The sequence below is a fragment of the Acinetobacter bereziniae genome (genome assembly GCF_016576965.1).
Taxonomy (GTDB): Bacteria; Pseudomonadota; Gammaproteobacteria; order Pseudomonadales; family Moraxellaceae; genus Acinetobacter; species Acinetobacter bereziniae.
The window spans coordinates 3,290,258-3,305,628 of the sequence record NZ_CP066119.1 but is presented as its reverse complement, the minus strand read 5'-3'; the positions used below and the strand labels follow the sequence as shown (position 1 = coordinate 3,305,628).

17 protein-coding genes are annotated in these 15,371 nt (G+C 37.9%); 9 read left to right on the top strand and 8 right to left on the bottom strand.

Going from position 1 to position 15,371, the window contains the following annotated elements; genetic code table 11:
- The first annotated feature begins 168 nt into the window (after positions 1 to 168).
- Entirely contained in the window at positions 169 to 648 is a 480-nt protein-coding gene (locus tag I9192_RS15505; RefSeq protein ID WP_010591004.1) for a hypothetical protein, read from the top strand.
- A gap of 139 nt (positions 649 to 787) precedes the next feature.
- Positions 788 to 991, top strand: a complete 204-nt coding sequence (locus I9192_RS15500; RefSeq protein WP_005032919.1) for a hypothetical protein — start codon at positions 788 to 790, stop codon at positions 989 to 991.
- A gap of 213 nt (positions 992 to 1,204) precedes the next feature.
- On the opposite strand, the gene rsmD is transcribed toward I9192_RS15500, so the two are convergent.
- Both rsmD and mrdA read right to left on the bottom strand, forming a co-directional pair.
- Positions 1,205 to 1,753: a 16S rRNA (guanine(966)-N(2))-methyltransferase RsmD gene (gene rsmD / locus I9192_RS15495; protein ID WP_034715485.1), complete on the bottom strand. Its 549-nt coding sequence runs from the start codon at positions 1,751 to 1,753 to the stop codon at positions 1,205 to 1,207.
- A 4-nt stretch (positions 1,754 to 1,757) separates the two neighbouring features.
- The gene (gene mrdA, locus I9192_RS15490; RefSeq protein WP_005032912.1) at positions 1,758 to 3,824 is read right to left on the bottom strand and encodes a penicillin-binding protein 2; all 2,067 of its coding nucleotides are present in this window, start codon (positions 3,822 to 3,824) and stop codon (positions 1,758 to 1,760) included.
- Positions 3,825 to 4,101: 277 nt separating this feature from the next.
- Between mrdA and I9192_RS15485 the strand changes: the two genes are divergently transcribed.
- The 5 genes from I9192_RS15485 to I9192_RS15465 all read left to right on the top strand — a co-directional run bounded on the left by I9192_RS15485 (position 4,102) and on the right by I9192_RS15465 (position 7,585).
- Complete coding sequence (locus I9192_RS15485; protein WP_005032911.1) at positions 4,102 to 4,641, top strand: hypothetical protein; 540 nt, start codon at positions 4,102 to 4,104, stop codon at positions 4,639 to 4,641.
- A gap of 60 nt (positions 4,642 to 4,701) precedes the next feature.
- The gene (locus I9192_RS15480) at positions 4,702 to 6,018 is read left to right on the top strand and encodes a membrane protein (protein WP_005032908.1); all 1,317 of its coding nucleotides are present in this window, start codon (positions 4,702 to 4,704) and stop codon (positions 6,016 to 6,018) included.
- Between the two features lie 83 nt (positions 6,019 to 6,101).
- The gene (adk, locus tag I9192_RS15475; protein ID WP_004829407.1) at positions 6,102 to 6,755 is read left to right on the top strand and encodes an adenylate kinase; all 654 of its coding nucleotides are present in this window, start codon (positions 6,102 to 6,104) and stop codon (positions 6,753 to 6,755) included.
- A 91-nt stretch (positions 6,756 to 6,846) separates the two neighbouring features.
- Positions 6,847 to 7,062, top strand: a complete 216-nt coding sequence (locus I9192_RS15470; protein ID WP_005032906.1) for a hypothetical protein — start codon at positions 6,847 to 6,849, stop codon at positions 7,060 to 7,062.
- Between the two features lie 172 nt (positions 7,063 to 7,234).
- A complete protein-coding gene (locus I9192_RS15465; protein ID WP_005032904.1) occupies positions 7,235 to 7,585 on the top strand; it encodes an SH3 domain-containing protein in 351 nt (116 codons plus the stop codon).
- 345 nt (positions 7,586 to 7,930) lie between these two features.
- On the opposite strand, the gene nth is transcribed toward I9192_RS15465, so the two are convergent.
- Together nth and I9192_RS15455 are read right to left on the bottom strand one after the other, a co-directional pair.
- Complete coding sequence (gene nth / locus I9192_RS15460; RefSeq protein ID WP_005032902.1) at positions 7,931 to 8,608, bottom strand: endonuclease III; 678 nt, start codon at positions 8,606 to 8,608, stop codon at positions 7,931 to 7,933.
- On the bottom strand, positions 8,605 to 9,405 hold the full coding sequence (locus I9192_RS15455; protein ID WP_005032899.1) for an RnfABCDGE type electron transport complex subunit B: 801 nt from the start codon (positions 9,403 to 9,405) through the stop codon (positions 8,605 to 8,607). The genes nth and I9192_RS15455 overlap by 4 nt, the downstream gene beginning before the upstream one ends.
- 347 nt (positions 9,406 to 9,752) lie before the next feature.
- On the opposite strand from I9192_RS15455, the gene gdhA reads away from it, so the two are divergent.
- Positions 9,753 to 11,096, top strand: a complete 1,344-nt coding sequence (gene gdhA / locus I9192_RS15450) for an NADP-specific glutamate dehydrogenase (protein ID WP_005032897.1) — start codon at positions 9,753 to 9,755, stop codon at positions 11,094 to 11,096.
- 96 nt (positions 11,097 to 11,192) lie between these two features.
- Here gdhA and I9192_RS15445 read toward each other — a convergent pair whose 3' ends face one another.
- The 4 genes from I9192_RS15445 to rlmH form a co-directional block, all read right to left on the bottom strand.
- On the bottom strand, positions 11,193 to 11,612 hold the full coding sequence (locus I9192_RS15445; protein WP_010591000.1) for a DUF4377 domain-containing protein: 420 nt from the start codon (positions 11,610 to 11,612) through the stop codon (positions 11,193 to 11,195).
- Positions 11,613 to 11,854: 242 nt separating this feature from the next.
- Positions 11,855 to 12,625 (bottom strand): META and DUF4377 domain-containing protein, encoded by a 771-nt coding sequence (locus I9192_RS15440; RefSeq protein WP_005032894.1) that lies wholly within the window; start codon positions 12,623 to 12,625, stop codon positions 11,855 to 11,857.
- Between the two features lie 166 nt (positions 12,626 to 12,791).
- On the bottom strand, positions 12,792 to 13,568 hold the full coding sequence (locus I9192_RS15435) for a dioxygenase family protein (RefSeq protein ID WP_005032891.1): 777 nt from the start codon (positions 13,566 to 13,568) through the stop codon (positions 12,792 to 12,794).
- A 170-nt stretch (positions 13,569 to 13,738) separates the two neighbouring features.
- Complete coding sequence (gene rlmH, locus I9192_RS15430; RefSeq protein WP_004829391.1) at positions 13,739 to 14,221, bottom strand: 23S rRNA (pseudouridine(1915)-N(3))-methyltransferase RlmH; 483 nt, start codon at positions 14,219 to 14,221, stop codon at positions 13,739 to 13,741.
- 182 nt (positions 14,222 to 14,403) lie between these two features.
- Between rlmH and I9192_RS15425 the strand changes: the two genes are divergently transcribed.
- On the top strand, positions 14,404 to 15,318 hold the full coding sequence (locus I9192_RS15425) for a M28 family peptidase (RefSeq protein WP_370469255.1): 915 nt from the start codon (positions 14,404 to 14,406) through the stop codon (positions 15,316 to 15,318).
- Positions 15,319 to 15,371 lie beyond the last annotated feature (53 nt).

Below are 15,371 nucleotides of genomic sequence, written 5' to 3'. Positions count from 1 at the left end.
TGATACATTTAATATAACCTATCACATATTTTTCGCATCTATATTAACCACAAAATTCATCGTAAATTGATCACCTTACTTATGCGATTTTTCTGCAAGTTTTACTTCATACTGATTATTCTATTTGGATTTAATTCACAGCTCTATGCTTTGGATCAAATGATCGTTATGCCTGAATCTGCTGCTATCGAAAATTTAGAAGGTCAGCAAAACGCTCAACAATCAGATATTGAATTGGAACACGAGACTTTATTTCATATTGAAAATCCAGAAAATAGCCTAAGCTATTTTGATGAAATTACAGATCAAAATGAAGATTTTTTACAACAAAGTGAAATTCAGAAAAAATTAGCTGAGGAGTATGAGCAGCAATTGGCAGATTATTCAATTCTGAGTAACCAATTTTATGAAAATGATCGAATTCGGATCTTTAATTATACAGCTTATAATGTACAGCAATTAAAAATTTCATTGATTAACCCAAACTCAAATAGTGCCTCTGTAAATGAACTTTATCTGTCCTTTGGTTACGGAATTGAGTTTAAGATCAATGCTTTAAATAGAGTGGGTTATGAATATATTTCCAGTTTTCCCTATGATCGAGGACAACTCATACGACTATTTTGGATTCATACATTAACCTATTAATTTAAAATAGCTTTTTATCTAAAAATAAGTAGTGTGAATAAATCATGTTGAAATAACTACACGTTGAAACACAAGCTTGCGTTGAACTTCACATTACACAGTTAAGCTTCAAAAATAAGATGAATAGGGCGCTACTGTCATGATGAAGAAAATTATTTTACTCGGTGTTTTAGGTGTTTCCTTAACGGGCTGTATTGTTGCACCATACGATGATGATCATCGTGGTGGGCATGGTCGATATGATCATCGTGATCGTGACCGTTGGGATCATCGTCATGATCGTGACCGCGATCGCTATGATCGAGATCGCAATGATCGTGACTGGAATTGGAAAACGCGTTAATTATTGATTAAAAAAATGGGCTGTAAATGCCCATTTTTTTATAATTTTTATACGCAAATTGATCAATCAAATTCATGCGATGAATTTATTGTTTAATCATATAAAGCTTTTATTGCCACGCTTTACTTCTCAAGTTTAAATAAATTCAAGTTTAAATAAATTTGCGCTAGATAGAACAAAATGATGTATAAATCACAATTGATCAAATCTCCATCATATTATTTTTTTAAACAAGCCTGCCTGTACCACACCAGCTTTGGTTTGTTTTTGCAGTTGCCACGTTGCAGGTAAATTTAATTGATTTAAAGCACGATCTGCTTCAACGTAAATCAATGCGTCACTAGACAAATATGGATCAACTTTTTGAGCCAATTCTTCCCACAAATTTAAACTATACGGTGGGTCTAAAAATACCAAATCAAATTGTTCATTCAGGTTGGACAACGCTTGTTGTGCTGTCTGAATTTTAAGTTGGCAATTTTCTACTTTGAGTAATTGAATATTATCTTTTAAAAACTTTGCCTGTTTAAGATTTGGTTCAATCATCACCACATAACGCGCACCACGAGATAATGCTTCAAAGCTTAAAGCACCTGAACCTGCACAGAGGTCCAGCACTTTAGTATTTTGAATATCCCACATCAACCAGTTAAATAAAGTTTCTCTAACACGGTCAGGTGTAGGACGCAAACCCTCAATATCAGCAAAAGGGAGAACACGTCGTTTCCATTCTCCACCAATAATTCTTAATTGGTTTTTCACTTTATTATTCACTGATATCAGCCTCATTAGATGGTGCGGTAGCTGGTTGCGGAGTATTGTTTCTATGCCCTTGAGTATTGCTATGATTCTGCGCTGAATTGGTTGCTGAGTTTGGCTTTGGTTTAGGCATTGCATTTGGATCAGCTGCAAGTGAAACATCACCACTCGGCAATTCACCCGGTTTGATCCCAGCAGTCATTAAACCGCCACTGACCTGATGATTGAGTGGAGCAATTGGATTTTTCTTACGTGTTAATAGCCAATAATCAAAAACTGGACGGGCAATTTTTGCAGCAGAACCCCCATGACGACCATTTTCCCAAATCACTGCAATGGCAATTTCAGGATTTTCAGCAGGCGCAAAGCCAACAAATAGACCGTGATCGAGCTGACGAGCTGTAAGTGCAGCTTCGTTATAACGTTTTCCTTGAGCAATACTCTTGACCTGCGCCGTCCCTGTTTTACCTGCAATTTGATACATTGGTGTACGAATACCACGACCTGTACCAGATTGAATCACGTCCACCATTGCGTCACGCATTTTGACCCAGTCATCATCGGTACCGCTAAAATTGATTTTTCCTGTAGGTGCGTTATGCACAGGATGTTTTTTTGCACCTTTGGATTCGCGTAAAACATGTGGTGTTACATGCGCACCATGATTGGCGGTAATCGCCGTTGCCATAGCAAGCTGTAAAGGTGTTGCAGTAAATGCACCTTGTCCAATACTCACAGAAATCGTTTCACCCTTGAGCCATTTGCTCTTACGGGTACGCATTTTCCATTCTGGGCTTGGATAAAGTCCTGTACTTTCACTCGGTAAATCTACTCCAGTTTTTTCGCCAAAACCAAATTGGCGCATCCACTCGTTCATACGGTCGATACCCATTTGATAAGACAAAATGTAGAAATAGGTATCACAAGAAACGACGATGGATTTATGTAAATTGACAGAGCCGTGTCCTGTTTTTTTCCAGTCACGGAATTTATGCGAGTCGCCAGGTAAATGGAAATAACCTGGATCAGAAATAGCAGTGCCCCAATCCACAGTTTTAAAGTGAATTCCCCCTAATCCTTCCATTGGCTTGATGGTTGAACCCGGCGGATAAGTTCCTTGAACAGCACGGTTATAAAGCGGTTGATCGAGATTATCACGCAAGGCAGTATAGTCATCATGCCCGATCCCAGTGACAAATAAATTGGGGTTAAAGCTTGGACTGGAGACGAGTGCTAGAATCTCACCTGTACGAGGATCAATAGCAACAATAGCGCCACGACGGTCTTTCAGTTGTTCAGCTGCTACAGTTTGTAAACCATAATCAAGTGAAAGATAGAGATCATTACCACGCGTTGATTCTTTACGACCTAAATGGCGTAGCACATTCCCGTGCGCATCGGCTTCAATAGATTCATAACCTGGAACACCATGTAATAAATCTTCATAAGATTTCTCTACACCGATTTTTCCGATTAAGTTGGTTCCTGCATAACTGTCTTTATCAATGGATTTAAGTTCTTTGTCATTGATACGACCCACATAACCAATCACATGTGCAAATAACTCCCCATGTGGATAGTAACGTGTCATCTGTGTTTCGATATCTACCCCAGGAAACTGAAATTTAACTTCACTGAAGCGTGCAATATCTTGCTCAGTTAAATTCAGTTTTAAGGTGACACGTTCGGTTTTTTTAGAGGTTTTAATACGACTATTAAAACGGTCAATATCTTCTTGACTCAGATTTAAAATAGGAATTAAACGTTGAACAGTACCCTCAATATCTTCGACATCAGCTTTACTCAAGGTTGCAGTAAAAACAGGGTAGTTGTCAGCCAATAAAATACCATTACGGTCATAGATATAACCACGTGCAGGCGCAATCGGCTGTAAGCGTATACGGTTTTTATCCGATGCTTCGCTAAACTCTTGATGATGAAAAATTTGCAGATAAGCATAACGTGCAATCAGTAGACACATAAAAAATGAAACAATACCAATCGCAAAAAAAACACGGCTCCGAAAGATGCGTTTTTCTTGTTGGACATTTTTTAAAGGAAACTGCTGCTTCATACGTCGTCGGCTTTAGATACTGAAAATAGGTGAATGCGAGGGCGAAACATTTTACCCTAGATTGAGGATTAAAAAGTAAAAAACACAAATAACTCGTAAAAATTTATTTTAACTAAATACTCGAACAAATCATGTTCGATCACATGGTGCGGATTTGACCTTAGCGACATTAAATTTATAGTGTTTTGTATATGAGTGCTAAAATAATTCTGTTAAAGTCGAGCATTAAGGATAAAGAACTCGACCCAAGTTAACGTTAGGGGTAATGGAGAAAATAATGAGAAAAATATTTCCCTTATTAATATTAGTCGCTGTAGGAAACTTCGCGCATGCTGATGTTAAAGAATATTTGCCAGATTTGAAGGGAATTTTACCAGAGGCGAAGATTAAGCCTGAGGATGCATCTAAATGGAACTTTGGTGCAGGTGTGACTCAACAAATCGTTCACTTCAATGCTGAGTGGGTCAACCCTTATGGAATTGCCTATACCAAATTAGGTGCTTTTTATAATGGCGACAATGCATTTGCTGGACAAGTGGGTTATCGAATTCCTGTTGCATTAAATGGCACTGACAAAAATGGATTCTATGTGGGACTGTATGGTGGCTCACTTAAAAGTAAAAAAGTAGACGGAAGTGATGAGGTTCAATATGGTGGTGGGGCTGATATCGCTTATGTTTTATTGAATAAAGAACGTATAAGTACATTCAGTGTAGGTATGGGTGCAGGAAGTGAACTTCATAATAAAAATGGAGATATGATCTTGGAAACTCGCCCTCAGATACAATTCGCTTATACTTTAAGTGTAGGTTTTTAAAATTTTATGATTTTATACAGATCCTTCGACCGCCAATAGAAATAAATACGAGAGTCATGCATGTTGGAATACGTTAATGGTTTGTGGCACGCTTTTACGGCTAGACCCGATCATCTTGCTATCTTAAGTATCATTCCTGTGACTGCCTTTGTAACTTGGGCACACGTTTGGATGGCACTGAAAATGGTATTCTATCCAATTACGTTTTGGGGATTTCATTTAGGTCCTTTACCCGTAGGTTGGCAAGGCATTGTGCCACGTAAAGCTGGACGAATTTCTGGCATTATTACCGACAATACCTTATCTAAATTGGGTTCTTTGCGTGAGTTCCTGGATGCAATGGATCCAGAAGATATGGCGCGCATCATCGGTGAGCAAGTCGGTTTTGAACTTGAGCATCTGATCGATGAAGTGATGTTGGATCGCAATGCTGTATTATGGGAAAATTTACCTTATTCCATCAAGCGTCGTATTTATGGTCAAGCACATAAGCAACTACCAGGTACCTTAAAAGAACTTGTGACCGAACTGACCATGAACGTTGAGTCACTGGTCAATATGCGTGATATGGTGGTCAATCAAATGGAAGGTGACCGCCGTTTGATGGTGCGTATGTTTTTAAAAGTCGGTCAGAAAGAAATTAATTTTATTTGGCATATTAGTGCTGTTATTGGAAGTTTTTTTGGTATTTTTCAAATGTTTGTGTACGTTTTTGTACCACAACATTGGACTGTTCCGTTCTTTGCAGCAGTGTGGGGGTTTCTCACCAACTGGATTGCAATCTGGATGGTATTTAACCCTATAGAACCGCATTACATTCGTTACCCACAATTTTTTGAACGTACAAAAAATCGAAAATTTCCATGGATTAAACCTGTTATTCCTCGAATAGGCACATATAATGTTCAGGGCGCGTTTATGAAACGCCAAGAAGAAGTGTCAGAAGTCTTTGCAAGTGTAGTGACTGAAGACCTCATTACGTTAAAATCGATCATGACAGAAATGATGTATGGTCCAAAGAAAGATAAAACGCGCCGTATTGTGAAGCGTCATATTAACGAAATTATGGAAACTCCATTGGTTCGTACGTCTTTACAATTGTCTTTGGGACCAAAAGAGTATGCAAAACTCAAGACAGACTTGATTGATCGATCAATTGAAATTACGATGGTGCCTGTTTGCGACCCAGCGTTTAATGCGAGCCGTGCACAGAAAATTTTTCAAATGTTTAAAGAGCGGATTAGAGAGTTAACGCCGAAAGAGTTTCAAAATTTGTTACGTCCTGCATTTCAGGAAGACGAATGGATTTTGATTGTACTGGGTGGTGTCACTGGATTCTTTGCTGGTTTAATACATTTATTTGTGGCTTTCTTATAAATTTGATGCCATTACGATGATAAGTTTTAATTTGTCATGGCAAACGGTATCATAAATATTGTTTTAAATGAGGATGTTTTTTTATGCGCATTATATTACTCGGACCACCTGGAGCAGGTAAAGGTACACAAGCTCAGTTGATCTGTAAGCGCTACAATATCCCACAAATTTCAACCGGTGATATGCTCCGTGCTGCGATTCGTGAAGGTACTGAATTAGGTCTTAAAGCTAAAAGTGTAATGGAGTCAGGCGGTCTAGTATCTGATGAGCTTATTATCGGTCTAGTAAAAGAACGTATTGCACAACCTGACTGCGTGAATGGTTGTATCTTCGATGGTTTCCCTCGTACGATTCCGCAAGCTGAAGCTTTGGAAAATGAAGGCATCACGATCGATCATGTGATCGAAATAGAAGTGCCTGATGAAGAAATCGTAAAACGCCTTTCTGGTCGTCGCCAACATCCAGCATCTGGTCGTGTTTATCATACGATCTATAATCCACCTAAAGTGGAAGGTAAAGATGATGAGACAGGTGAAGATCTTGTTCAACGTCCAGATGATGAAGAAGCAACCATTCGCAAGCGTTTAGGTTCTTATCACAATGAAACTGAACAATTGGTAGGTTTCTATCAAGGTCGTGCAGCTTCTGGAGAAAATGCACCGACTTATAATAAATTAAACGGCTTGCGTGGAATCGAAGACGTTCAAAAAGATTTATTTGCTATTTTAGATAAATAATCCTTTAAGTTAAAACTTGACCTTAAAGTTTTGACAATCGAAGAGACCTGATTCATATTAGGTCTCTTTTTTTGTTAGCGTGACATTTAGCATGAAGCTTTTATTAATTGCCTTGGTCATTATCAGTGTTCTGGTTTTATTGGGCTTGTTGTATATGAGCTTTAAATTGTTACGCAAAGCGCAAAAAGAAGAAATGCAACAACGCCACGAGATGAGAAAAACAGGTGAATACCAAGTTCATCCTCAAGTGGCAGAGGAATGGAAACGACTCGAAAAAATGAAGAAAGATTTGGAAAATAAAAAATAAAGCATCAAGGATAAATACTGAGGGGTAAATACATTCTTATCCATCATGGATGTTCAATATTCAAAACAGATGAGTTTTGCTGATTGAAAGATGTAAGCAAATAATTATAAATACTTTTTCTATCAAGCTACATGTTATATTTAAAGCACACTATTATAAAAAGACGATCAAAATGAAATGGATTGCCATAGCTAAACACAGAAGTGAATATATAGCGCCGATTACTTTTTCAAAGGGGGCTTTGCTAAAGATAGGAGAAAAATATCAAGGCTCGGAGAATTGGGACAATTGGTATTTCTGCAAAGTTGATGACGGATTAGAGGGCTGGGTTCCTGCACAAATCATTGAATGGGTTGATAAGCTTCAAGGCTATGCAAAAGCGGATTATACAGCGAAAGAGTTAAATGTAGATCAGGGCGATCTATTGGTCGGCGAAGAGCAATTAAATGGTTGGATGTGGTGTAGTAGATCGTCTGATGGGCAATCAGGTTGGGTGCCGTTAGAGGTACTCAATCAAATTTAATAGAAATTATACTAAGTCATTATTTTAGCATAAAAATTTTATACTAACGTGAGTTCGACGCAACCATACCTTTAACTTATTGAAAAAAATAAATCTGTGCGGAGTCTTGCTGAGTTTTCATCCATTTTTTGGATCAGCCTGCGGCTCACCGCAAAACTCGTCAACCACCAGCAAGATATTTAATCAGTCGCAGAAACAATATCTTATAAAAGTAGTCCTGCCTCGAACAGTTGCGGATGACGTTTCCGAGTATCATATTTCATCAAGGATTTTTATCGAACTCAGGTGATAATAAAGCAATGATTAATCAAATCTTCAATGCTATCAACGGTGCGGCTGGTTGAATTAAGCCGATTTGATTTCTTTTGTCGCTCCAAACTCAAATTTATCAGGCCAATTGCAAACGTCTGATACCACACATTCATGACATTTTGGCTTGCGCGCGATGCAACAGTAACGACCATGTAAAATAAGCCAATGATGAGAGTCGATGATAAATTCTTTTGGAATCACTTTGATCAGACGATGCTCAACCTCAAGCACATTTTTACCGACAGCAAGCCCTGTGCGATTACCTACACGAAAAATATGTGTGTCAACAGCCATGGTGGCTTGACCAAAGGCTGTATTCAAGACAACATTTGCTGTTTTACGCCCCACCCCGGGCAATGCTTCTAAATCAGCACGATTATCAGGAACTTGGCTGTTATGTTTCTCAATCAAAATTTTACATGCTTTAATGACATTTTCTGCTTTGGAATTATATAAACCAATGGTTTTAATATATTCCTTTAAGCCTTCCACACCCAATGCATAAATTTGTTCAGGAGTATTGGCAACAGGAAATAATTTATCGGTGGCTTTGTTGACACTGACATCTGTTGCTTGAGCTGAAAGTGTTACAGCAACCAAAAGTTCAAATGGTGTGGAATAATTCAGTTCAGTTTTTGGATTTGGACGTTGTTCACGAAGTCTTTCAAAGAAAATTTGAATCTGTTTTTTTGTCATATTTTTTACAGTCATTCACTTTCTCCTTGTAAAACAGATAATTGTCGTAATAATTGGTCAAGTTGATCTTGCTTATTTTGATCGGCTCGTACGCTGAGCTGTTTTTCTAATTTTTTAATTTGTGTACGTAGTTTAGCCAGTTCAATGGTGGTTTTCGCATCTGTAACGATGGGTTTCTTTTGAGGTGCTTCTACGATTTCAATCGTCGGTAAAGACTGACTATTTTGAGTAATCTGTGCAAATAACTCTGTATCAATCTCTGCACGAACTACAGGACCTTTACGATGAATACGCTGTTTTTCTTCACGTTGAATATGCGCATAGTAGCGACTGCGTAAATCATTTTGTTCGAATAGGCGTTGCTCATTATTTGGGATGGGTTGAATATCTTCAACTAAGTCGATGCAGTCTACAGGGCAGGGCGCAATGCACAACTCACAGCCTGTGCAAAGATCTGTCAGTATGGTGTGCATTAATTTTCCTGAACCAATAATGGCATCTACAGGGCAAGCACTTATACATTTTGTACATCCGATACATTCATCTTCACGAATCACTGCCTTCATCCGTTGCGGGCGACCATCGCTTTGAATTGGCCACACACTCGGTTCTGCAATCAGTTTATTTCGATGAAGCAATTCTGCCAAAGCGTCAGCAACAGGTTGTCCCCCGGGAACACATTTATTGGCATCTTCACCTTCCACAATGGCTTTGGCATAGGGTAAACATCCATCACGGTGACCGCAGAGTCCACATTGTGTCTGAGGCAAAATTGCATCTATTTGCTGAATGATGGAGAGAGATGAATTCATGTGACTAAAGACTTTAAGCAAAAATAAACAAGAGCTGGGTAAAAGCGTAGCGATGATGCGGATTTTAGCATGTTTTATGTTGAAAATCTTTGATCTAAATTAGCGCTAAAAATGCGCTAATTTAGATCAAAATCAAGGTGTATTTTATGGAATAAAATGCCAATAATTAGACTATTTTTTATAGCTTGATTAGAAATTATCATATTGAATTTAAATATTATTTGAAAAAACATTTGAAAAAAGGTTGTGGATTGTCCACAAAAGCGATTAAATACTTTGCGCCAAAATTTATCATTTTATTGAAAAGTTTGACCTTTTTTGTATCATTTTCTGCTGAGGAATGAACGTTGAAATATAGTAGCCTGAATGACTTTTTAAATTACGTAAAAGCACGTGATCCAAATCAACCAGAGTTTTTGCAAGCTGTGGAAGAAGTGATGACCAGTTTATGGCCATTTATTGAAAAGAACCCAGAGTATGCTGAACAAGGTTTGCTTGAGCGTCTTGTAGAGCCTGAACGAGCTATTCAATTTCGTGTTTCTTGGGTAGACGATAAAGGTCAAACACAAGTTAACCGCGCTTTCCGTGTCCAATACAATTCTGCAATTGGTCCATTTAAAGGCGGTATGCGTTTTCATCCATCGGTAAACCTATCAATTTTAAAATTCTTGGGTTTTGAGCAAACTTTTAAAAATGCTTTAACCACATTACCTATGGGTGGTGGTAAAGGCGGTTCTGACTTTGATCCTAAAGGTAAGTCAGAAGGCGAAATCATGCGTTTCTGTCAAGCATTGATGATCGAACTTTATCGCCATTTAGGTTCAAACACCGATATTCCAGCGGGTGATATTGGTGTGGGTGGACGTGAAGTGGGTTATATGGCTGGGATGATGAAAAAACTCAGCAATGACACTTCATGTGTATTTACAGGTAAAGGCTTGTCTTTTGGTGGCTCATTGGCTCGTCCAGAAGCAACAGGTTTTGGTACAGTTTATTTTGCTGAAGAAATGCTTAAAACTCGTGGGGATAGCTTTAAAGGCAAAACTGTCGCTATTTCTGGTTCAGGAAATGTAGCTCAATTTGCAGCAGAAAAAGCAATGTACTTGGGTGCAAAAGTGGTTTCTCTTTCTGACTCGAATGGTACAGTCTATGTAAAAAATGGTTTTACCAACGAACTCCTTGCAGAAGTGATGGAGCTTAAAAATGTAAAACGTGGACGTATTTCTGAATTTGCTTCGAAACATGGCTTTGAATATTTAGAAGGTCAACGTCCTTGGTCAATTCCATGTGATATTGCTTTGCCATGTGCAACACAAAATGAATTGAATGAAGATGATGCCATAGTATTACTTGAAAACGGTGTAATCTGTGTTGCTGAAGGTGCAAATATGCCTTCTACACTTGAAGCTGTTGAAAAATTTGTTGAAGCTAAAATTCTTTATGCGCCAGGTAAAGCATCCAATGCGGGTGGTGTAGCAACTTCTGGTCTTGAAATGTCTCAAAACTCAATTCGTTTGGGTTGGACTTTTGAAGAGGTTGATGAGCGATTACATGCCATTATGAAAGAAATTCATCGTAATTGTGTGAAATATGGTACGCAAGAAGACGGTACAGTTAACTATGTAAACGGTGCAAATATTGCTGGTTTCGTAAAAGTTGCTGATGCAATGTTAGCGCAAGGTGTATTCTAATATAGAGAAGCGATTTTTCGAAATAGATCAAAATTTTTTCTTAAACCGAGTTAAGTGATTAGCTCGGTTTTTATTTGATCAAGATACAATTTTTGTTTAAGGTTGGGTTGTCGTTTCAATAATTGAATCAAACGTATACTGGTATTGAGATTGATCTGCTGCTGGATGCAAAATCTCGGTACGTTTTACTTTAATAATTTGGGTTAATTTAGGATTGTGTGTAAAACCATCAATGCTGTCATAGAAATAACTCGGTTGTTTTTCAAGATATGTTTTTTCTCCTGTTGAATTGATAGTTAATTTGCGAACTAAAAGGCATGTTTGTGGTGCTACGCCTTCACACGGTTTGGTCTCTGGACTAACTTCTAAAAAAATCATTGTCGTTGGCTGTTTTTTAGTTGCATGCTGTTGTGTAACTTGAGTTTCAACAGGGGCTTTGGACTCAGTTTGGGGTTGTTTTGTGCATGCAATCATCAACAAAGGCAAGAGTAGAACAGGGCTTAATTTATAATTCATCGTATTTACCATGTATTGATGTTAAGTAAAAGTATTGATTACAAAGGTAGATCAGCGATAACTTGAATCAGTTGTGATTGAGTATGTTGGTGAATCAATTAAAAGCCTGCTGAATAATTTTAGATTTTTAAATAAGGAATCAAACAATTTAATCTTTTAAATAAGTAAATTAAGTTAGGTGTTATATCAATAGGTTTAACTCAAAAAGAAAAGCTGAAGTTTAACTTCAGCTTTTCATTAAATTATTTTACAGTTTCACGCTCAATAATCATGTCTTGCACATAAGCATATTTAGACTGATCAGCAGCAGGATTTTTAATTTCATAACGTTTTAAACGTACAACTTGGCGTTCACCTGGATTATGTGTAAAGCCTTCGATTTGGTCATAGAAATATGTCCAATCTTTGTCTACTTGAGTTTTTACGCCGTTGTCAGCATATTTGATTTCACGTACTTGAAGGCATTGCATTTTCATCACGCCAGCAGAACATTCTTTAGTTTCTGGGCTAATTTCTAAGAAAATAGTTTCGCCTTGGCTTTGATATTTCGTTTCAGGTGTCATTTTACCTGTAAACACAACTTTACCGCCTGTCGCATTCACTAAAGTTAAAGTTGGGCTTTCAGTATTGGCTGTGTCAAGTACAAAAGCAGTCTTGCCTGCTTGGAACAATGAAGCAGCAAAGCTTTCTTGCTTCATTAATTCAGGTGAACACATCATGTTTGTAGATGCAATATTGCCTGTAACAAGCAAGCCATTTTCAACTTTTGCACTTGTCATTAAACGGTTACAACCTGTAGCGACACTTAAGCGTTGATCAGCAAAGTTGAGTACGATTGGCTGTTTAGTTTCAGTTGGTTGGTATGACCACTGATAAGCATTTAAAGTTTGTTGAGCAGTACCTTGTTGTTGTAATACTTTCACAGCGGTATCACCTAATTTTTGAATATCACCCGATTGACAAGCAGCAAGCGCTAAAGGAAGTACAGCTAAAGCTAAATATTTGAATTTCATATTCTATTCACGTTATTGAAAACTAGGCACAGGATAAAGCATTGTCCATAAAAAGATATGGAGACAGTTTATTAGTTCGGTTTCAAAATGTATCCATATAACCAAAAATTAAACAATACTTAACAAATTGTTATCAATTGTAATGAATTTGAGCCAATTCAGCAATTTAGTCGAAGCGATAAATATCCATACCTAATGCACCCATCGAAAAACTGCTATGTACAATACTAAAGCGATGTCCAGTTCCCATTGCAAAAAAGAGTGGTGCAAAATGTTCGAGCGTAGGGTGGTTTTTTTCGATATAGGGTAAAGCGTCCCACTGCAATACTGCATCATAATCACTATGATTTAATTTACTTACGACATAATTTCTAAAGCTTGAAGCCCACTGAGGAACACGGTTATTTTGATCTTGCCAAGATAACTCTCTTAGATTGTGTGTAATGCTACCTGAGCCTATCAGTAAAATTTGTTTTTCACGTAATGGGCGAAGCGCCTGACCAATTGCATAGATCTGATCAGCATTCATGGTCATCGGTAGGGAAATTTCAATCACTGGAATGTCTGCATCAGGATACATGTGTAACAGAGGCATCCAAACGCCATGATCACGTGGACGTGTACTATTTGCATGCGCAGGGAGTTGAGCTTCAGCCAGTAAATGTAAAATTTCTTCGGCGAGTTCAGGATTTCCCGGTGCAGGGTAACGCATCTCATAGAGTGCTTGAGGAAAACCTCTAAAATCATGCCATGTTTCAGGTCGTACACCTGTATTTACTTCCAGTGCATCACTTTCCCAATGTGCTGACATCACAACGATCGCTTGTGGTACGGGAAGATTTAGCCCAAGTCGATGTAAAGCAGGACCAACTTGTTCGGGATCTAGTGCAAGCATGGGTGAGCCATGTGAGATAAATAAACCGGGAAGTGTTTGTAAGTTCATATCTTTGCGCCTAAATGATCGTTGAATAAATCAAAAGTCCATTCTAACTCAATGAATAATTGGGCGTCAGTGTTCTACTTCAATATCCTGTTGCATGAATACAACATATTCTTTAAAGCTGAAATTATCGATGACGAGATATTTAGGCGTGTAAATCGATATTCCTAAAATTAACCTGCACGATGATAAGGGTGGTTATGATTTATACTCATCGCACGATACAGTTGTTCGATTAACATGACACGCACCAATGGATGAGGAAGTGTTAGTTTAGAAAGCGACCAGTGCCACGCCGCTGCTTTGCGAACTGCTTCTGAATGACCATCAGGTCCACCAATTGCAAGCACGACATCATTACCTTCGAGCATCCAACTTTTCATGGTTTCAGCCAGTTTTTCTGTACTGAATTCACGACCACCTACCTCAAGCGCAATTAATGTTTCACCTTGTTTGAGTTGACCAAGAATACTGTCACCTTCGATTTGACGGTATTTTAAAATATCTGCTTCTGAATCATTTTTGCCACGTTTAGCCATGGGCAATTCAATAATTTGAGTTTGTACAAAAGGCTGAATTCTTTTGAAATAATCTTCAAAACCAGTCAGTACCCATGCAGGCATTTTTTGACCAATAGTCAGAATACGGATTTTCATATTAACAATTTCAAACGCTGGAATTACGCCATTATAACGTGATATTGGTTATCCTCAGGCATACAACAAAAACTGTTTTTCCTATTGCTGTTTTTTTAATGATGTTTATTGCATAACTTTTATTGAGTTTATCTATGTTGATGCATTGTCTAATGACTAGAATTTTAAAACAAATGATCCTGATGCTTGTACTGAGCTTTATACTCCCAATATGGGCTATGGCAGCTCAGCCTCTCAATATTCAGCAAGCTGAACCTGATCGGCTTAATAGCTACCTAAAACAAGTGATTCATCCTCAAGCTTTTAGAAATTATCAAAATATACAAGAGCTGGATCGCGTTGCTGCCTTTATTAAACAACAAATCGAACAGTTTTCCATCCCATGTGAATATCAAACTTATGCGGTTGATGGAAAAAACTATCGTAATGTGATTTGTCATTTGCAAATGGGACATGCCAAAAAAGTGATTCTTGGGGCGCATTATGATGTTTATGGTAATTTCAAAGGTGCAGATGATAACGCCTCTGGCGTTGTTGGACTGATAGAGACGGCTCGAATTTTGGCAACAAATCGACGCCAGTTAAAGCAAAATATTGATTTTGTGTTTTATACCTTGGAAGAGCCGCCTTACTTCCGTACAGAACACATGGGCAGTTTTATCCACGCCCAGTCAATATTAAAACAGAAAGATCAAATTCAAGCGGTCTATATTTTGGAAATGATCGGGTATTTCGATCATAAAAATGTGCAAGATTACCCATCAGGATTGGCTGCATTTTATCCCAAACATGCAAATTTTATTGGTGCTGTGAGTAATTTTAGCTCACGCGCAATAGGTGAAAAATATTGTTCGTCTATGAAAAATCTAAAGCGTTTGGATTGCCAAAGACTTATTGCACCATCATTTGTCAAAGGTGTGGATTTTTCTGATCATTTGAATTATTGGCGTTTCGATATTCCTGCTATTATGATTACCGACACGGCATTTTTTAGAAATAAGCATTACCATACTCCAGAGGATACGGTTGAAAAGCTTAATTTAAATAAAATGGCTGATGTGGTTGATGGTCTAGTCAATACTTTGTTAAAAGACTAATTCTAGGTATGTTTTTCATCAGTCAAAATTACTTTAAATAAGGAGAGCTTATG